Genomic DNA, 18,358 nt, shown 5'->3' with positions numbered 1-18,358 from the left:
AAGAAACTCTCACAAACTTATCACTTTTTTATCACAAGATTTCACACTGTGATTTTTAAACATAAATACATTGGTTGATTTGTAGACATTTGCTTGATTAAGAGGCAACATACACAAAACAAAAAGGAGAGTGTTATGGAAGAAAATCAACAGGTTGAATCAGTTAATAAAGATGACCGTATGTGGGCTATGTTATGTCATTTAAGTGCGCTTGCCGGATTTATTGTGCCGTTTGGTTCAATAATTGGGCCATTAATTGTATGGTTAATTAAAAGAGATGAGATGCCAGTTGTTGATGTGCACGGTAAAAAGGCGCTTAACTTTCAAATAACGATGGCAATTGCATATGTAGTTTGCTTTTTACTGATGTTTGTAGCGGTAGGCTTAATATTACTACCTATAGTGGCAATTTTTGGGTTTGTAATGGTTGTAATGGCGAGTATTAAAGCTAACGAAGGTAAAGAGTTTAATTACCCGTTTAGTTTAAATTTGATAAAATAAAATCTCAGTTTATTTTTATGCCAATTGCATTAAATTAGAGATCTATTATAGCGATGAGAAAATAGCTCAATAACAAGGCTAAAATTATGATACATAGTTGTTCTATATAAATAATTTTTAACGCAGTTAGTGAGTTATTTAATACGCTAGAATGATCATGTTTTTAATAAAATTGGTATTATAAACCCAGCTATAGGCTGGGTTTTTACGTTTAGCCATAAGGGCATTATGCTTTATCTCACGTTATTTATTAGCGCATTTATATCTGCCACATTATTGCCTAGTTCTTCTGAGGCGATAATGGTGGGAATGATTACTCAAGGTAAAGTTAATTTATGGCTTATGTGGTGCGTTGCAACATTTGGAAATGTATTGGGAAGCTGTGTTAATTACTGGTTAGGCAGGCAGGCAATACGTTTTAAAGATAAAAAATGGTTTCCTGTATCGCAAAAAGGGCTTGATAGCGCACAAAAGCAATTTAATAAATATGGAGTATATAGTTTGTTATTTGCTTGGTTACCGGTTGTGGGAGATCCGTTAACGGTGATTGGAGGCATATTTAAAGTGCGATTTAGTACCTTTTTACTGTTAGTAACACTAGGCAAAGGCGCGCGCTATTTAGCGGTTATCGCCCTTGCCGTAGGATTCGAAAAGCTTTTTTAAATAAGATTTTAAGACCTTATTTAGCCCAATCAAGCGTTAATGACACCGAGTCGGCAAAACGCAGTGCATGCGGTTTATCAACACGTGCTTTAGCGTAATGAACGCTTGGATGTGCGTGACAAACCACGAGAATTTCAGCCACTAATTTTTCGAGCAATAAAAAGTGCCCTTGCTCTACTAAGCTAATTACTTCTTTGGTGATCACTTTGTAATTAAGCGCTTGGTCAACTTCATCCGTTTTACACGCGTCATCAGCAGGGTAGTGAATCTCTAGATTGATCACTACATCTTGCTTTTTTTCGCGCTCATCAGGGTTAAAGCCAATAAACGTACGCAGGCGCAAATTAGTAACGTTAATAATTGCATTAGCCATAGAGTTAACCTTTTATAAGCTGCAAAAATTCGTTACGTGTTTTAGGATCGCTTCTAAAGTTACCTAGCATTACTGATGTACGCATGCTTGAATTTTGCTTTTCTACACCACGCATCATCATACACATGTGTTTTGCTTCAACAATAACACCCACACCTTTAGCGCCAGTCACTTCTTCAACCGCTTTAGCGATTTGATGTGTGAGCTGCTCTTGAATTTGAAAGCGGCGTGAAAACATATCAACAATACGTGCAAATTTAGATAAGCCTAATACGTTACCGTTTGGAATATAAGCAATATGGCAACGGCCAATAAAAGGCAGTAAATGATGCTCACACATAGAGTAAAGCTCTATGTCTTGCACTAAAACCATGTCGTCAGCGTCAGATGTAAATACCGCTTTATTAGTTATTTCATCAAGCGTTTGACGATACCCTTGCGTTAAATATTCCATTGCTTTTGCGGCACGTTTTGGCGTATCAAGTAAACCCTCTCGGTTAGCATCTTCACCTACAGCAGTGATGATTTTTTCATAACTTTCTTTTAATTCGTCATGCATAAGTTTCTCAGTCTAGTGTGTTTTACTTTAAATGGCGTCCGCCATCAACAGGCAAGGAGCGCCCTGTGATGTAGTGGCTTTGTAATAGTAAATCAATGCTATTGATAATTTCTTGGCATCCGGGTTCAATGCCCATTAATGATTTTTTAAGGGTTTTAGCTCGATATTGCTCATCGTCATGTTCATTAAAAATAATGAGTGATGGAGCAACCGAGTTCACTTTTATGTTTGGCGCATATTTAGCGCTAAACGATTTAGTTAAGTTATCGAGAGCTGCTTTACTTGCTGCATAAGCTAAGTGTTTAGGGCTACCTGTTTCAACTACATAATCAGTAAGGTGAATTATATCAGCAGGTACTTTTTCACTTTTCTGATAGTTTATAAGCAGCTCAGCACACATTAAATTAATTAAATACGGTGTTTTGGCGTGTATACGCATCATATTATCAAACAGTACTACAAAGTCAGGATTGTTAGCTTCGCAGTCCCAGCTTGATGCATTGTGAACAATAGCACGCAGCGATGTTGTATGCTCTTTAAGCGTATTTATAAATGCGCTTATACCGTCATCGGTACTAAAGTCAGCGTAAATACATACAGCGCCTTGTTGCTCTAATTTATCAACAGCAGCGTGACGAGTACGATAAGTGATGATAATACTCTGCTCTTGGGCTATATAATGATGAGCGAGTGCTAAACCAATACGTTGGCCTGCGCCGGTAATTAAAATGGGCGATGTCATATAAGGCAGTGTTCTCTATGGCGGGTGGTTATACCAATTTTATTAAAATATACGCAGCTTCTTAATCTGTCGATCAAAAAAGCAATTAATCCTCAAAGGTATCAATTGCTTTATTTTAGCTACTAAACTTAATCGTAAATTGTCGGAATTGGTTGGCGCTTATGTTGGGTGCGCGTGTAAATGTTTACAAGCTTTTGTTCAACATCATTTGACACAGGTTTACCTTCTAAAAAGTCATCAATTTGCTCATAGCTCAAACCAAGTGCTTCTTCATCTGTTAAACCTGGGCGGTCACTTTCTAAATCAGCTGTAGGTGCTTTATCTACTAATAAAGCTGGCGCACCTAGTGTAGTAGCAAGAGCACGAACTTGGCGTTTTGATAAACCAAACAGAGGGGCTAAATCACAAGCGCCGTCACCAAATTTTGTATAAAAACCAGTAATGTTTTCAGCGCTATGATCTGTACCTACAACTAAACCTTGGCAAAAGCCTGCTATTTCATACTGAGCAACCATACGTTGGCGTGCTTTAACATTACCTTTAATAAAGTCTATTTGAGCTTGCTCAGGCAGAGCCTCACCACAGCCAACTACGGCAGCTATCGCTTGCTCATGCAATGCATCAGCGGCAGGTTGTACGTTAACGGTCATACGTTTACTTGGCTGAATAAAATCGACTGCCATTTGTGCTTCATCTTCGTCGGCTTGTACACCATAAGGTAGACGCACAGCAATAAACTGATACTTGTCAGTATCTTGATCTTTATTTAGCTCGTTTACGGCAAGTTGACATAAGCGGCCGCAAGTTGATGAGTCAACACCACCGCTAATACCCAGTACTAATGAGCGGGAGTGAGCTGCAACTAAACGTGTTTTAATAAAATTAACTCGGCGAGTTATCTCAGCATTTACATCAATCGTTGGCTGAACCTTCATTTCAGCCATAATTTCGGCGCGCATTGCCAGCTCCTTATAAAATTTTATATGTGATACGCAATAAACTTATTATGTGATTTAGTTTTGATTAATTAAAGCCCTAAATGAGCTTTAATTTGGAGAAGCTCTGTTTTTAATTCTTCTACTTCTGCAAGTAAATCGCTTAATTCTTTATCTTTAATTACTTCGCTTGATAGAGCAACAAAAGCACTTGCTGGATTATTTTGTTGTTCGCTGAACAAATGAATATATCGGCTGTCACGTTTACCAGCTTCACGCTCGAATTTTCTTACGTGCTCACTTTCAATTAGCTTATTGAGCGCTGCCTCTACTTCATTTATGTTATTAAAATCAGTAAGCCTAGCACTGCGGGTTCTTAATTCACCAGGGGTTTGAGCACCACGCAAAAGTAATAAACAAACAATGGCACGCTGCTGAGCAGAAAATTGCAGATTACTAAATTCAGTGTTGCAAAAGCGGTGGTCGTATTTATTTACGCGACCCGAAAGACCTTCATCTATTGTAACCAAACGCATTTCTATTAGTTCATCAAGTGCGTTTTGCACGTCACTATCTGTAAGATTTAACACAGGATCGCGATTAGACTTTTGATTACATGCATTCACTAGCGCGTTTAACGATAGCGGATAATGCTCTGGCGTCGTGCTCTGTTTTTCTAATAAGCAACCAAGAATACGTTGTTGATTTGCTGATAACTGCATAAATAATCTCAAATTAGTAAGCGTATTTTATTAGCTTACACCTTTATTAGGTGCCAAGCCATTGTTGAAGCTTTGGTTGTAATGCAGCTAAATCGAGAGGCTTACTTAAATAATCGTTCATGCCTGCTTCCAAACATTTTTCTTTATCGCCCTGCATGGCATTGGCTGTTAGCGCAATGATAGTAATATTTTCATTATCTTTACCTGCATCACCTTCTCTAATAGCTTTAGTGGCTTGGTAGCCGTCCATTTCGGGCATTTGGCAATCCATTAAAACTAGCTTATATGGTTTACCTTGTTTTGCATTGAGTTTTACAATTGCATCAAGTCCATTTTCGGCAATATCAAAAGTCACGCCTATTTGCTTTAATAGTGCAGAAGCAACCACTTGGTTTATCTTGTTATCTTCTACCAATAATAATTGTGGTTTAGCTGAGTTAGTTATTGGTGCTTGGGTTAATTTATTTTGTAGTTGGGCTTGACGGTGTTGTTGCTCTATAAATTTATCGTTTGTGAGTGAGTCAAACAAATCTGAAGGCGTAAGTGGTTTGAAAATCATGCAATCGACTTTTATATTAAGCTTTGAATTTTTTTGTGAAAAACTCATCGGAGCCATAATTACTAACTTACAGTCATGCATGTTTATAAAGTGTTTTAAGGTGGTGACACGTGTTTGCTGCGCTTTTTCAAAAAAGTAATAATCAACTAATATAGCATCTGGGATAACAATTGAGTTATCTAAAAGCTGATTGATTTGATCATAGTCATTTATACATTTTACATTAGCTCCCCACACACTAAGCTGTTTGTTTGCTGTATTCGCATTCAAAGTGCATTCATCAATAATTAGAATATGTTTATTTTTAATTAAGTGACTAGGAAGGTCTTGCTGTTTACTCAAGCAAGGTTGTATTTTTATAGTGAACGAAAAAGTACTACCCTCGTCAAGCATGCTCGTTACATTCACTTCGCCATTCATTAGTTCGCATAGTTGCTTTACAATAGCAAGACCCAACCCTGTACCACCAAATTGGCGGGTAGTTGATGCATCTGCTTGAGTGAAAGAATCGAATAACGAGTTTTGTTTTTCAGGTTTGATGCCAATTCCCGTATCAATAACTGAGCATTGCAAAAATGAACCGTCGGTTGATTCTTCAATATGTGCTGTGACTATTATCTCACCATTTATAGTGAATTTTACCGCGTTGCCAATTAGGTTATTTAATATTTGACGTAACCTATTTGGGTCGCTTATCACTTCACTCACTTTAATTTGAGTGGCGTCCAAAATAAGCTTGGTATTATTCTGTTCTACTTTTAATGCAAACGATTCAACTACTTCGCCTAACAGCCTTGGCAAATTAAATTGCACGTTTTCAATATTAAGCTTACCTGCTTCAATTTTAGAAAAATCTAATATGTCGTTAATTATATTAAGTAGAGATTGGGCTGATGACTGGGCAAGCTCTATATGGTGTTCTTGCTGCTGATCGAGTTTGGTTTGTTTTATAATATTAAGCATGCCGAGTACGCCATTCATTGGCGTTCTGATTTCGTGGCTCATGCTTGCTAAAAATTCACTTTTTGCTTCAACAGCTTGTTCAGCTGCATCTTTAGCGGTAACAAGCTGTTGCTCTGTTTCAATCCTCTTTTGACTTGAATGTAAACTACCAATGAGTGCAGCTACCGCAATTAAAAAACTTTCTTCGTTGCGAGACCATTGCTTAGGTGATTGGCATTGTTCGGCGCATACTATACCAAGCGCGCCACTACCAGCAGGAATAACTACACATAGCATGGCTTGTATATCTAATGGAGATAAATAGTGCGCTTTTAAAGGCTTTAAAATTGGATGGCTAAGTGCATCAGGTGCATTAAATACAGCTTGGTGATCAATGGCATTAAAAAAGTCTCTAGTGTTTTTTCTAAGCCAAATAGAATCTATATTATCGCTTGATGAATGTGTGCTGTGAACAGCAAAAGGGGTTAACTGGCTTTTATCGCCATTAAAAAACCAAATACTGGCACGTTTAACATCAAATGCTTGGCAAATTGCTTTTGTTATTATGTATTTAGATTGACTTAGTTGCCCGTTTAATATCAGTTTATTAACAGTTAATGATGCTAAAATTTCGTTGTGTAAAGCAATTTTTTTGCTTTCTAACTCGACTTTTTTACGGGCATCAATATTTTGTAATGAACCAAATAAGCGAATACTACGGCCATTTTTACGCTCTACTTCTCCGTGGGCAAGAACCCAAATGGTTTCTTTTTTTGCGTTAATAACTTCAAGTTCAACTTCGTAACTTTCACCAAATTTTATGGCTCGCTCAATTAATGTAGCTACTTTTTGACGGCTTTCACCTTCTTTAAAATAACTTAAATCATTAGGCCATTCTGGCTCTATATCAAGTGGGTATTTAAAGATTTTTTTGGTCATATCGGACCAATATACTTGTTTTTTTTCTAAGTTAAATGACCATGCCCCTGTTTGAGCTAAGTCACTCATTGCTTCAAGCATTTTTTCATTTTGCTGTTGACGATTAAGCATTTTTAAAAAGAATAAAAATGCCCAAATTAATAATCCGCAAATAATAATAATTGACAATCGAAGTGGCCATATAGCTGAAATTGGAGGGCTCCAATCTACTTTTGGTGCTACATAAAGCTGCCAACTGCCAGTTTGAAAATTAAGCGTGAACTCAAGAGGATCTTGTTCAACAATATTTGAATTTCCATAAAAAAATTCCCCTTTTTTACCAAAACCATTACGTCCTTGTATCGCTACTGAATACTTTTCACTAAGCTCATAAATACCCGAGTTACTATAAACTTTTTCGATATCGAGTACGACAGACAATAACCCCCAAAACTCATGTTCAGGTGATGTGTATACCGGCACTCTCGCAATTAGTCCCTCAACTCCTTGCAGTAATGTTAGTGGTCCAACCATAATAATTGAATTCGTATTGTAAGCTTTGAGAGCATCATCACGTTGATTTTTATTCGCTAAAAAATTTAGGCCGATTGCTTTTTCATTCCCTTTTAAAGGGTGAATCATTTGAACTATCATGTTTGGGGCGCCGCCAATATGACGAAGTTCATTTGATGTCTCAAAAAGAGGGGCTGCAATTTGTGAAAATCGTTCTTGTCCTAGCTTTGGTTCAGCCGCAACAGCAACACCCAGGCCTCTAACGAGCTGAATATTTGAAATTAATATAGATTCTAGCTGGGCGCGATAGGTACTTGCTTCTGAGTGCGTTTGTAGGCGATGAGCACCTTTAACACGATTATAGTTAATACGATCAAGAACGACACCAACGAGTATAGTTAGCGTAAGCGACAGCCAAAAAGTAAGCTTAAAGTTATGGACATTCATTTTATTGTTATTAGGCGCTGGCATTAGCTATATCGTGGCGTTAATTAAGGCAAATTAACTATAGCTAATTTATTACACAAATGAAAATGGCGCATTAACAAATGCGCCATTTATTTTTCATAATTAATAGTTTAGCTTTATTAGCTCAACTATTAGTATTAACTATCGGTAACTTCACACGCCCAATGATTTTGCTTTGCTACATGTAGCTTTCGGTAACCATCAAGTAGTGCAGCATGCTTTTTAAAGCCTTCAAGCGATAAACCAGGGAAGGTTAAACCGTTAAACTGCTTTTTACCTTCGGCAATTTCTATAGCCAGCGCTACATTGTTAGCACCAAACATTAAGCCTAGTGCATCTTGATAATCGGCATATTCGCGCTCGTCATCGTATTTAATTTCTAAAATCGCTTTTAAACAGCGGAAGTGGCGCATTGCATCTTCACTAACTTGGCCTGTATGAAGTATCCAATCAACCCAATCAATTGCTTCTTCGCTGCCTGCAGCTAAACATAGGTGCGCTTTAAGCTCACCAATGCGCAGTGTGTGCCATGGTGTGTCGGCATCGGTTGCAAGGCCAATAAATTCTGCGGCGCGGATAATATCGCTGTGGCCTGCTTCTTCAAGGCTGTCGTAAATTTCCATCCATTGCTCTGCATCGTACTGATCAAGCGATAGGAATGTTTCGCGGAATTTAGCGCCTTCGTTGTTGTTACGCCAAATAAGCTCATCAACAGGGTAAATGTCAGACATGCCCGGGACTAAAATACGACACGCGTATACGTTTAGGTGCGTGTAATCCATGATGTAGATATCATGATCCATGCTATGAATTAAGTCAGTACAGAAGTTATATTCTTCTTCAGTTGTTCCGCTAAAGTCCCAGTGAACAAATTCAAAATCAGGCTTTTCACGGAAAAAATCATGCGAAATCAAGCCACTTGAATCAATGAAGTGCAGTTCAATGTTCTCTGGTGTTGCTACTTCATCGTTATCAAAGGTAGCAGGTTGGAATACATCTAGTTGATCAAGACGACGACCTTGTAGTAACTCGGTAACGGTACGCTCAAGCGCAACTTCAAATGATGGGTGAGCACCAAAAGAGGCAAATACAGAGCCATCAGTTGGGTTAATAAGCGTTACGCTCATTACTGGGTATTTACCACCTAGTGATGCATCGGCAATACGTAAATGAAAGCCATGGCTGCGAAGTTCTTCACACGCTTCGTGAATTTTAGGGTATTGCTTAACAACGTCTTCAGGCACGATTGGTAAACAAATGCCTTCGGCGATGATGCGGTTTTTAATAGCGCGTTCAAATACTTCTGATAAACCTTGTACGCGCGCTTCAAATTTGGTGTTACCTGCGCTCATACCGTTAGATACAAAAATATTACCGATAACGTTTACCGGAATGTACACGTCTTGGTTATCGCGTTGGCGTGTGTATGGCAGGGTACAAATACCACGATCGATATTGCCAGAGTTAAAATCAAAAAGGTGTGATGCGTTTAGTTCGCGCTCTGGGTCAAAGTAATCCCATAAGCTTTCATCCATAATACCTTGTGGTACTTCATCGCCTTCAACTTTAAACCATTTTTCGCTTGGGTAATGAGTAAACTCACCATTAGCAAACTCTTCACCTAGATAAAAGTCTGCAAAAAAGTAGTTACAGCTTAAACGTTCAAAGTATTCACCTAGCGCTGAAGCAATAGATGCTTTGTCGGTTGCGCCTTTACCATTGGTAAACATAACGCCGCAGTCGCTGTCTTTTATATGAACCGAATAACAGTTAGCTACAGGGTTAAGCCAAAGCGCTTCTTCAACATTAATGTTTAGGGCTTTAAGCTTGTTTTGCATGGTAGAGATTGACGATTCTAGGTCGCGGTCTTTACCTTTGATAAATGTTTTTTCAGTCATATTGATCTCAACTAGTTCTGCACGATGTGTGGAGCTGACATTATCGTGGATTTTGATGTTTATTTCACCCTTTGCGAGCAAGAACATTATTATTTAATAAAACTGTGGTTATTATATGTGCTTAACGCTTGGTCAAAACGTGCAAAGGAAACGGTGATGTTTAAAGTAATCAAACGCTTGTTGTTGTTAATTGTGATATTAGGGCTGGCAAGTACCGCTGTTGTTTATGGCGTACTTAGTTTAAGTTTACCCGCTCTTGATGGAAACGGACGTAGTAACGCGGTAATAGAGCCTGTAAAAATTTCGCGCGATGCACTAGGGCAAGCAGTAATAAACGCCAATAGCCGAAACGACGCTGCCTATGGTTTAGGTTATGCACACGGGCAAGACCGATTTTTTCAAATGGATTTACTAAGACGTAATGCCGCAGGTGAGTTAAGTGAATTATTTGGCGAAGCAGCGCTTGGGCTTGATAAAAAAATGCGCTTTCATCAATTACGTAAACGCAGCCAAATTATTTTACAAACGCTGCCAGAGGCAGATAAGCAATTACTTAAAAGTTACGCTCAAGGTGTAAACGAAGGCTTAGCGCAAGTAGGGTATTCAAGCTTTGAATATTTACTAACAGGTGCAGCGCAAAAGCCATGGCAAAGTGAAGACAGCCTACTTGTGATATTTAGTATGTACCTAGATTTACAAAGCGCGACCTTTGAGCGCGATCAAGCACTGATACAACTTGAGCAAACGTACGGTAAGCAAATGGTTGATTTTTTAACGCAACCGAGCAAATACCAAGCTGCGCTTGATGGTAGTAAATTAACGCCTTATAACGGCGACATACCCGCGTTGCCAACTCAAACACAGCACACAGTTAAAAATATTGAAACAAACCAAGAGCGCGGCAGTAATAACTGGGCTGTTACAGGAGCACTTACTAAAACAGGTGCTGGAATGGTGTCTGATGATATGCATTTATCGATGGCAGTACCTGTAATTTGGTACAGGGCACAATTAAATTACATGCACAGTGGTGAGCAGACTCAGGTTACCGGTGTATCGCTGCCCGGCGCACCTGCCATTGTGGTTGGGACTAACAATAATGTTGCATGGGGGTTTACTAACGGTTATTTAGATACAGCCGATTGGATTGCATTAAACGATGATAGTAAAACATGGCAAGTAGATGAGCCTATTGCATTACCCGATGGGGAGGTTGAAAACTATTCATTAATACTCAGCGAATACGGCCCTGTAAAATACATTAACGAAAAATCTTATGCACTTAGCTGGGCTGCCCATCAGCCTTACGCCGTTAATATGCAGTTATTAAAGTTAGAGCAAGCCAAAACAGTAGATGATGCACTTACTGTGGCAAGCGATGTGGGCATTCCTGTGCAAAATTTAATGGTGGTAGACAGCCTTGGTGGCGCAGCGTGGAAAAACATGGGCGGTATACCGGCTCGTAAAACGCCAAGTGAGCTTGGTGTAAATGCCGATGATTACAGCGTGCTTTGGCAGCAAAACGAATTAGAACGGCCATTTGTTAAAAACCCACAAAGTGGTCGATTATGGACTGGTAATTCTCGCGTGGTATCGGCTGAGGATAACACGCGTTTTGGTAATGGTGGCTATGCACTCGGTGCGCGTTCGAGTCAAATTCGCGATAGATTATTTGAAAAACAAACATTTGCTGAGAGCGACTTTTACGCATTACAACTTGATAATCAAGCTCGCTTTTTAATGCCTTGGCATGCTCTGCTATTAAAGCAATTAAAAACCGATACAACTAAAAATCAGCAATATATAACAGCGCTTGAAAACTGGCAGCAATGTGCATGTTCAACCTCCATAGGGTATACCTTAGTTAAGCGCTACCGCGATGAAGTGATTAATATTTTATTTAGCGATATGGAAGACGAATTAAATAAACAACAAGGCACACTTAAATACGTAAAACGAGATTTAGAGCCCGCAGTTTGGCAGCTTATTAATAACAAACCTGATTCGTGGATAAATCCACAATTTAAAAGCTGGGATGAGCAGCTACACGGTGCATTTAGCCAAACTATCACTAAGCTTACAGAACAATTTGGCAATAACGTACAAAGCTGGCAGTGGGGCAAGGTAAATGAGTTAGTGATAGAGCATCCGTTTGCAAAGCAAATGCCGTTACTTGCTAAGTTATTAAATATGCCCACAGCAGCAGGCTTTGGTGATAGTTACATGCCTGCTGTACAAGGGCGTAGTTTTGGCGCATCGCAGCGTTTTATTGCTCAACCTGGGCATTTAGAACATGCAATTTTAGCTATTCCCGGTGGGCAATCGGGGCACCCTCTTTCTGAATTTTACAGAGCGGGATTTAGTGATTACGTAGAAGGTAAACATACGCCTTTGTTGCCGCAAGAATTAATACATCAAATAGTAATAAAGCCGACACGATGAACTAAAGTATAGCTAAACACGTTCTATATTTATTAATTCATACAACAGAGAACTAAAATGAAAAAAATACTACCTGCATTAATAACAGGTTTACTACTAAGTACAGCAGCGCAAGCAGATGATGGCCCAGTAACAGCACAAAAGCTAAGTGAGCATGTATACGTACTATTTGGGCAAGGCGGTAATATTGCAGCAAGTGTAGGTGATGATGGCATTTATATTATTGATGATCAGTTTGCCAAGTTATCAGATGATATTAAAAAAACCATTAGCGATTTAAAACCAGGTAGCGCAGAGTTTGTTATTAATACTCACCATCATGGCGATCATACCGGTGGCAACGAAAACTTTGCTAAAGCGGGTGCGCACGTTATAGCGCACGACAATGTACACAAACGTTTAGAAGAGCAGCACGGCGAAGGGTCAGACTTTTTACCGCGCATTAGTTTTGGTCACGACTTAAAACTACATTTTAATAACGAACACGCCCATGTAGTGCATTACGAACATGCACATACCGATGGCGACTCGGTTATCTTTTTTAGTAACGACAACATAGTGCACATGGGCGACATTTACTTTAATTTTGGCAGCTTACCGTTTGTTGATGTAGATAGCGGCGGCAGCGTTGATGGTATTTTAGCAGCAGTAAACGATGTAGTTAATCAAATTGACGACAACACTAAAGTAATACCAGGACACGGTAAGGTAAGTGACCGTTCAGGACTGATAGCGTATGGTAAGCTAGTTCAAAACGCGAAAGACGTAATGCTAAAAGCAATGCAAAATAATGCAAGCTTAGAGCAAGTACTTAAAGCCGATCCATTGGCAGAACTTGGTCTTGAATACGCAGGCTGGTTACCAAAAGAGAAAGTAACCACACTTTTTTATCGTAGCTTAAAGTAGTACGCGTAACGTAAAAAACATGATACAAAGCTGAGTGTATTCTTGATTTAATCGAGCGTATATTCGGCTTTTATTTTCTTATGCCTAAAGGAGTTGTGTATGTCGGCAGAAAAAACCCATCTTGAAATTTGTAACTTAACCAGAGAGCAATATCCGCAAATTAAAACCTTGATGGATCAAGCGTATCCCGACTTAGGTGGTGCGTGGCCAAGTCATACCATTTTTAGATTAATAGACCAATTTCCTGAAGGGCAAATAGGTATTGTGGATGACGGCGTGCTGGTGGGCTTAGCATTAAGCGTGCAGGTTGATTACACGCGTTTTTCAAATCCGCATACATACGAAGATATTGCAGACGGTCACGACCGTGTGTTTAGCGATACCGATGGCGATGCGCTATACGGCTTAGATGTTGCCATTAGCGAAACTCACAGAGGCATGCGTTTAGGTCGTCGCCTTTATGATGCCCGTAAAGAATTGTGCCGCCAATATAACTTACGCGCCATTTTAGCCGGTGGGCGTATTCCGCGTTATTACAATCACAGCAGTGAAATGACGCCAATGGAATACATTGCAAAAGTAGACCAAAAAGAATTATACGATCCTATTTTGAGCTTTCAGTTATCTAACGATTTTCAGGTAAAACGCTTACTTAAAAAGTATTTACCGGAGGATCAAGAATCAGTTGGTTACGCTACTTTACTTGAGTGGAATAACATCATGTATGAGCCAACCGATACGGTACTTGAGTCAACTAAATCAATCGTGCGTGTAGGTGCTGTGCAATGGCAAATGCGTTGTGTTGAATCGGTTGAAGAAATGCTAAAGCAGGTTGAATACTTTGTAGATACCGTATCTGACTACAAAAGTGACTTTATACTCTTCCCTGAGTTTTTTAATGCGCCACTAATGGGGCTAGGGAATCAAAGTAATCAAACGGAAGCGATTCGCTATTTAGCGGAATACACCGAGACATTTAAAAACGCCATGTCGCGTATGGCAATAGAATACAACGCCAATATAATTACTGGCTCTATGCCACTTGCCGAAGATGATAAAATTTATAACGTAAGTTACCTATGCCATCGTAGCGGTAAAATAGACGAGCAACGTAAAATACACATAACCCCGCATGAGCAAAACGATTGGGTTATTCAAGGCGGCGATAAAATTGCCGTGTTTGATACTGATGCCGGTCGTGTGGGTATTCAAATTTGTTACGATGTAGAGTTTCCTGAGCTTTCACGGATATTGGCCAAACAAGGGTTAGATATTCTGTTTGTGCCATTTTGGACCGATACTAAAAATAGCTACTTACGTGTGCGTCACTGTGCACAAGCTCGTGCAATAGAAAACGAATGTTATGTGGTTATTGCAGGTTCAGTAGGTAACTTACCTGAAGTAGAAAGCCTTGATGTGCAGTACTCACAATCGGCTGTATTAACGCCATCGGACTTTTCGTTCCCGCACGATGCAACATTAAATGAAGCCACACCTAATACAGAAATGCTATTATTTAGTGACCTTGATATGGATAAGCTTAAAATACTTCACAGCGAAGGCACAGTGCGTAATTTAAAAGATCGACGTGAAGATTTATACGAAGTGATTGTTAAAAAGAGAGACGTTTAATGGCTTGGATTTATTTGGTTATTGCCGGTTTACTTGAAATTGGCTGGCCGATAGGTTTAAAAATTTCGCAAAACAATGATACTCGCTGGCAGGGCATCGCAATAGCGGTGGCATTTATGGTCGCTAGTGGCTTTATGTTGTGGCTTGCGCAAAAGCAAATATCAATGGGTACTTCATACGCCGTATGGACAGGTATTGGCGCCGCCGGTACGTTTTTAGTGGGTATATTGTTTTATAACGATGCAGCTACATTTGGTCGTATTGCGGGAGTGTTAATGATTATTAGTGGTGTGATAACACTTAAAATAAGCTCTTAGAATCAGTTCTTAAAGCAATAGAAATTATAACAGCGCAGGTATAAAAGCCTGCGCTTTTTTATGCCCTTAACTTGGCAGCATAACCAAAACAGCGGCAATGGCTATGAGTATTAAGCCAGCAGTATCTTGTTTTTTAAGTGGCTGTTTTAACCAAAGTACAGCAATTAGCATGGTAAAAAATACTTCAACCTGTCCAAGTGTTTTAACGTAAGCAACGTGCTGTAAGCTCATTGCACTAAACCAGCCAATAGAACCGATACAACTAAAAACACTAATTGCGGCTGTAGTACCTTTGTATTGCCACAGTTTACTAAGTGTTTGCGGCTCTTTTAATAATAAATAGCCAAGTAGTATTAATGTTTGTAGGCTAATTACAAACAGCAAAACCCAAGCTGCTGAGTGAGGAAATAGTAATCCTGAGTTTAAGCTCGCTTCTCGTACCCACAGTGAGGTAAGTGCAAAGCAAGTACCACAAGCAAGGCCTAGTAATGCTGTTTTAGCATTAAAGTGTTTAACGCTTGTTATGCCGCTGAGTAGCAATACGGCAATAGCGCCAAAAAACACACCAAGCCAACCGAGCAAAGAAAGTGCCGAGCCAAAAAATAATACACCTAAAATGGCAGCTACTAACGCCTCGCTTTTGGCAAGACCAGCACCTACAGCGTAATTATTCATTTTAAATAACTTAACCATTAAACCAGTGGCAAGTATTTGCATAACACTTGCGCCTACAATAAATCCCCAAAAGGCATTATTAAACGTAGGCATGGCGGTATCTTGATATTGATACAAACCATATAAATACACGGCAGCAATAGGACCTGCAATAATAAAGCGGGAGAGAGTTACGCCAGCAACACTCACATTGCTACTTAATTTACTTTGCAGGGCATTACGCCAGGCTTGCATAAAGGCGGCTAAAAAAGTGAAAAAGATCCAAGTCATGGTATTTGTCGATTAAAAATAAGGTCTTTAAGTTAACAATCTTTAGTTATTAATGCGATGCATTAAGGGTGATAGTGAATATTCATCATCTGCGACATTATGCCGCACTGTTTTATGAGTAAACTTAGCTATAGTAAGTGTGATGTTATTGTTTAGCCGCCAGCGTTTGTCATAAAACGTATCTGGCGGCTTTTTTATTACGCTTATGCTAAATTATCCGAAACATCAAAAGGATAAATTATGACAACATTAGTTGTATGTGCATTACTTGCGGTATTAATGCCTTACTTTGCAAAAGTGCCGGTTGCTATAGCAATGGCAAAATTAGGTCGATACGACAACAAACATCCAAGGGCGCAACAAACAAAATTAACCGGCTTTGGTGCAAGGGCGCTCGCTGCTCATCAAAACTGTTTTGAATCGCTTGCTGTTTTTGCTGTTGCTATTGCAGTTGTACTGGGCACTAACTCTGTAGGTGCAGTGACCGAAATGCTAGCGGTTACGCATATTGTGTCGCGTATTTTGTATTGCGTATTTTACTATATGAACCTAGATATAATTCGCTCATTAGTGTGGTTTATTGGTTTGAGTACAGCCATTGCCATGATTGTGGTGAGCTTATAACTTTATAGCGTAAAACCACAAAGCAAGCAGCCTAAAAGGGCGCTTGCTTTGTAGTCTTGAAAAATCTAATAAAGTTAGTGCGATACTTTAATTCGCTCTATTAAATCGGTAGGCGCCACTTCACTATTAATCGCAAAATCTAGTTGTACAAGTACATCTTCAAAACCTGAATCTGATGCTTTATATTTCCATTTTGCTAGTGCCTCTTTCGCTGATTTATCAAAAACATCTTTAGGTTTAGATTGAATAACACTAATGTTTTTTGTTTTACCGTTTGCTGCAATATCGTATTTTAATACAACAGAGCCGCTGATCCCTTGTTGGGCTGCTTGTATTGGGTAAGCAGGTTCAATGCGTATTGTTGGTGAAATATGTTCCTCTTGCGTTTTATTTACTTCAGGTTGCTTTGCAATTGCTAAGCCGCTTAGCATACTTGCTGCTACAAGTAATAAGCCACCTTTAGCAAACTTTGAACGCTCCCCGCTGTGCTTTATATTAGTTAGTCGTTGTAACATGGTTTTTTTATCTCCGTAGTGTGAATAAGCCATAAGGCCTGTGGGCGCATTTGCCGCGCAGTTTATTAAGGCTTTGCTATATAAAATATGTTGTTGTGTGGTTTTATTGCTAAGTACCCGTTCATCACAAGTCAGCTCTTGTAGTCGGCGCATGCTTGCGTAACAAACCCAAGCTAGTGGGTTAAACCACAGTAAAATAGTAGGCAGTAATATAAGTGCGTTTGTTAGGTTGTCTTTGCGTTTTATGTGTACGTTTTCGTGCTCTAAAATAAGCGCTAATGTGGCTTTATCAAACTGGGTATTGTAGTTACTCGGTAACACCAGCTTGCTGTTTAAAATACCGACCACCATTGGCGTGGCTACATGTTGGCTGGTATAGACATTAACACCAGTAGCAAGAGTGCCTTCAAATTGGGTTAACTCAGTTAACTGCAGGCTTTTAACAAAACGGGTATGTGTAATAAAACTAGCTATCAATAACCCTGCAGTAATAAGTGCATACATGAGGGCCCAGCTAATACCTACCTCGTTTGTAAAAGGCTGGTTAGGGGTGATTAAGTAATGGCTAATATTGCTATTTTGCAGTGGTTTAATCGCATTTGGTAAATTAGCAATCACCAATGCTGCAGGTAATAGCCATGCTAATTTATATACAAATCGCGAGCCAAGGGCTTTTAAACCAAATCGCTCGAGTAAAATAAATCCACAAAACAAAATACTTAATAGTAATTGCTGCTCAATTAACCAATTAAACCCAGTTTGAATAACCATGTTAATCCCTTACTTTTGGTTTTTTTCCCAGTCATCAATGACTTTTTTAAGCTCGTTTATATCTTGCTGAGAAAGCTGTTCCGATTTAGCAAAGCCACTCACAAGTGGCGCAATACGCCCACTAAAAAATCGCTCAATAAAGTTTTGGCTTTCTTTTAGGGTGTAGTCGGCGCGCTCCATACAGGGAGTATAAATATATTGGCGACCTTCTTTTTCAAATGTAAGTGCGCCTTTTTTTACTAGTCGACCTAGTAGCGTTTTAATGGTTTTTTCGTGCCATTGCTTATCGTCGCTTAAGCGCTCAATTATTTGGCTCGCGGTGGCGGGGTAGTTAATCCAAAGTGCATCGAGCACGTCAAATTCTGCTTTTGATAATTCAATCATTTTGTTGCCTACAAATGTAATCCTTAACT

At 39.3% G+C, this 18,358-nt stretch carries 17 protein-coding genes; 7 read left to right on the top strand and 10 right to left on the bottom strand.

Features of this window, described 5'->3' with window-relative positions; translation table 11 throughout:
- The first annotated feature begins 135 nt into the window (after nt 1–135).
- Nucleotides 136–501, top strand: a complete 366-nt coding sequence (locus V6260_RS14855) for a DUF4870 domain-containing protein (protein WP_341594922.1) — start codon at nt 136–138, stop codon at nt 499–501.
- Between the two features lie 228 nt (nt 502–729).
- Nucleotides 730–1,164, top strand: coding sequence for a YqaA family protein (locus tag V6260_RS14850; protein ID WP_341594921.1), 435 nt, complete (start codon nt 730–732; stop codon nt 1,162–1,164).
- Nucleotides 1,165–1,180: 16 nt separating this feature from the next.
- Here V6260_RS14850 and folX read toward each other — a convergent pair whose 3' ends face one another.
- The 7 genes from folX to ycaO form a co-directional block, all read right to left on the bottom strand.
- Nucleotides 1,181–1,537 (bottom strand): dihydroneopterin triphosphate 2'-epimerase, encoded by a 357-nt coding sequence (folX, locus tag V6260_RS14845; protein ID WP_341594920.1) that lies wholly within the window; start codon nt 1,535–1,537, stop codon nt 1,181–1,183.
- 4 nt (nt 1,538–1,541) lie between these two features.
- Nucleotides 1,542–2,096: a GTP cyclohydrolase I FolE gene (gene folE / locus V6260_RS14840; RefSeq protein ID WP_341594919.1), complete on the bottom strand. Its 555-nt coding sequence runs from the start codon at nt 2,094–2,096 to the stop codon at nt 1,542–1,544.
- A gap of 22 nt (nt 2,097–2,118) precedes the next feature.
- Nucleotides 2,119–2,838 carry a dihydromonapterin reductase gene (gene folM / locus V6260_RS14835; RefSeq protein ID WP_341594918.1) on the bottom strand — a complete coding sequence of 240 codons (720 nt, stop codon included), beginning with the start codon at nt 2,836–2,838 and terminating at the stop codon, nt 2,119–2,121.
- A gap of 128 nt (nt 2,839–2,966) precedes the next feature.
- Entirely contained in the window at nt 2,967–3,797 is an 831-nt protein-coding gene (gene nadE / locus V6260_RS14830) for an ammonia-dependent NAD(+) synthetase (protein ID WP_341594917.1), read from the bottom strand.
- A gap of 68 nt (nt 3,798–3,865) precedes the next feature.
- Nucleotides 3,866–4,495 (bottom strand): YceH family protein, encoded by a 630-nt coding sequence (locus V6260_RS14825; RefSeq protein ID WP_341594916.1) that lies wholly within the window; start codon nt 4,493–4,495, stop codon nt 3,866–3,868.
- Nucleotides 4,496–4,541: 46 nt separating this feature from the next.
- Entirely contained in the window at nt 4,542–7,898 is a 3,357-nt protein-coding gene (locus V6260_RS14820; RefSeq protein ID WP_341594915.1) for an ATP-binding protein, read from the bottom strand.
- A 134-nt stretch (nt 7,899–8,032) separates the two neighbouring features.
- Nucleotides 8,033–9,793 carry a 30S ribosomal protein S12 methylthiotransferase accessory factor YcaO gene (gene ycaO, locus V6260_RS14815; RefSeq protein WP_341594914.1) on the bottom strand — a complete coding sequence of 587 codons (1,761 nt, stop codon included), beginning with the start codon at nt 9,791–9,793 and terminating at the stop codon, nt 8,033–8,035.
- A 156-nt stretch (nt 9,794–9,949) separates the two neighbouring features.
- Between ycaO and V6260_RS14810 the strand changes: the two genes are divergently transcribed.
- The 4 genes from V6260_RS14810 (at nt 9,950) to V6260_RS14795 (ending at nt 15,090) form a co-directional block, all read left to right on the top strand.
- Entirely contained in the window at nt 9,950–12,235 is a 2,286-nt protein-coding gene (locus V6260_RS14810) for a penicillin acylase family protein (RefSeq protein WP_341594913.1), read from the top strand.
- A gap of 57 nt (nt 12,236–12,292) precedes the next feature.
- Nucleotides 12,293–13,141 (top strand): MBL fold metallo-hydrolase, encoded by an 849-nt coding sequence (locus V6260_RS14805; RefSeq protein WP_341594912.1) that lies wholly within the window; start codon nt 12,293–12,295, stop codon nt 13,139–13,141.
- 99 nt (nt 13,142–13,240) lie between these two features.
- Nucleotides 13,241–14,773 carry a bifunctional GNAT family N-acetyltransferase/carbon-nitrogen hydrolase family protein gene (locus V6260_RS14800; RefSeq protein ID WP_149594646.1) on the top strand — a complete coding sequence of 511 codons (1,533 nt, stop codon included), beginning with the start codon at nt 13,241–13,243 and terminating at the stop codon, nt 14,771–14,773.
- Nucleotides 14,773–15,090 (top strand): DMT family transporter, encoded by a 318-nt coding sequence (locus V6260_RS14795; protein ID WP_149594647.1) that lies wholly within the window; start codon nt 14,773–14,775, stop codon nt 15,088–15,090. The genes V6260_RS14800 and V6260_RS14795 overlap by 1 nt, the downstream gene beginning before the upstream one ends.
- Nucleotides 15,091–15,156: 66 nt before the next feature.
- On the opposite strand, the gene V6260_RS14790 is transcribed toward V6260_RS14795, so the two are convergent.
- On the bottom strand, nt 15,157–16,035 hold the full coding sequence (locus V6260_RS14790; protein ID WP_425355710.1) for an EamA family transporter: 879 nt from the start codon (nt 16,033–16,035) through the stop codon (nt 15,157–15,159).
- A 240-nt stretch (nt 16,036–16,275) separates the two neighbouring features.
- On the opposite strand from V6260_RS14790, the gene V6260_RS14785 reads away from it, so the two are divergent.
- The gene (locus V6260_RS14785; RefSeq protein ID WP_341594910.1) at nt 16,276–16,659 is read left to right on the top strand and encodes an MAPEG family protein; all 384 of its coding nucleotides are present in this window, start codon (nt 16,276–16,278) and stop codon (nt 16,657–16,659) included.
- A 74-nt stretch (nt 16,660–16,733) separates the two neighbouring features.
- Here V6260_RS14785 and V6260_RS14780 read toward each other — a convergent pair whose 3' ends face one another.
- Both V6260_RS14780 and V6260_RS14775 read right to left on the bottom strand, forming a co-directional pair.
- Nucleotides 16,734–17,945 carry a M56 family metallopeptidase gene (locus V6260_RS14780; protein ID WP_341594909.1) on the bottom strand — a complete coding sequence of 404 codons (1,212 nt, stop codon included), beginning with the start codon at nt 17,943–17,945 and terminating at the stop codon, nt 16,734–16,736.
- Between the two features lie 9 nt (nt 17,946–17,954).
- A complete protein-coding gene (locus V6260_RS14775; protein WP_007377323.1) occupies nt 17,955–18,329 on the bottom strand; it encodes a BlaI/MecI/CopY family transcriptional regulator in 375 nt (124 codons plus the stop codon).
- Nucleotides 18,330–18,358 lie beyond the last annotated feature (29 nt).

Origin of the sequence: Pseudoalteromonas aliena (genome assembly GCF_038155085.1) — a bacterium.
GTDB classification, from domain to species: Bacteria; Pseudomonadota; Gammaproteobacteria; order Enterobacterales; family Alteromonadaceae; genus Pseudoalteromonas; species Pseudoalteromonas aliena_A.
The sequence above is the reverse complement of the archived record's forward strand: the minus strand, read 5'-3'. Positions and strand labels throughout refer to the sequence as shown.

What these genes read in the sequence shown, in the direction of transcription:
- folX (WP_341594920.1), bottom strand. Translation starts at nt 1,537, where the DNA reads ATGGCTAATGCAATTATTAACGTTACTAATTTGCGCCTGCGTACGTTT.
- V6260_RS14805 (WP_341594912.1), top strand. Translation starts at nt 12,293, where the DNA reads ATGAAAAAAATACTACCTGCATTAATAACAGGTTTACTACTAAGTACA.
- V6260_RS14795 (WP_149594647.1), top strand. Translation starts at nt 14,773, where the DNA reads ATGGCTTGGATTTATTTGGTTATTGCCGGTTTACTTGAAATTGGCTGG.
- V6260_RS14810 (WP_341594913.1), top strand. Translation starts at nt 9,950, where the DNA reads ATGTTTAAAGTAATCAAACGCTTGTTGTTGTTAATTGTGATATTAGGG.
- V6260_RS14820 (WP_341594915.1), bottom strand. Translation starts at nt 7,898, where the DNA reads ATGCCAGCGCCTAATAACAATAAAATGAATGTCCATAACTTTAAGCTT.
- V6260_RS14790 (WP_425355710.1), bottom strand. Translation starts at nt 16,035, where the DNA reads ATGACTTGGATCTTTTTCACTTTTTTAGCCGCCTTTATGCAAGCCTGG.
- V6260_RS14855 (WP_341594922.1), top strand. Translation starts at nt 136, where the DNA reads ATGGAAGAAAATCAACAGGTTGAATCAGTTAATAAAGATGACCGTATG.
- V6260_RS14775 (WP_007377323.1), bottom strand. Translation starts at nt 18,329, where the DNA reads ATGATTGAATTATCAAAAGCAGAATTTGACGTGCTCGATGCACTTTGG.
- nadE (WP_341594917.1), bottom strand. Translation starts at nt 3,797, where the DNA reads ATGCGCGCCGAAATTATGGCTGAAATGAAGGTTCAGCCAACGATTGAT.
- V6260_RS14785 (WP_341594910.1), top strand. Translation starts at nt 16,276, where the DNA reads ATGACAACATTAGTTGTATGTGCATTACTTGCGGTATTAATGCCTTAC.
- V6260_RS14800 (WP_149594646.1), top strand. Translation starts at nt 13,241, where the DNA reads ATGTCGGCAGAAAAAACCCATCTTGAAATTTGTAACTTAACCAGAGAG.
- V6260_RS14825 (WP_341594916.1), bottom strand. Translation starts at nt 4,495, where the DNA reads ATGCAGTTATCAGCAAATCAACAACGTATTCTTGGTTGCTTATTAGAA.
- ycaO (WP_341594914.1), bottom strand. Translation starts at nt 9,793, where the DNA reads ATGACTGAAAAAACATTTATCAAAGGTAAAGACCGCGACCTAGAATCG.
- folE (WP_341594919.1), bottom strand. Translation starts at nt 2,096, where the DNA reads ATGCATGACGAATTAAAAGAAAGTTATGAAAAAATCATCACTGCTGTA.
- folM (WP_341594918.1), bottom strand. Translation starts at nt 2,838, where the DNA reads ATGACATCGCCCATTTTAATTACCGGCGCAGGCCAACGTATTGGTTTA.
- V6260_RS14780 (WP_341594909.1), bottom strand. Translation starts at nt 17,945, where the DNA reads ATGGTTATTCAAACTGGGTTTAATTGGTTAATTGAGCAGCAATTACTA.
- V6260_RS14850 (WP_341594921.1), top strand. Translation starts at nt 730, where the DNA reads ATGCTTTATCTCACGTTATTTATTAGCGCATTTATATCTGCCACATTA.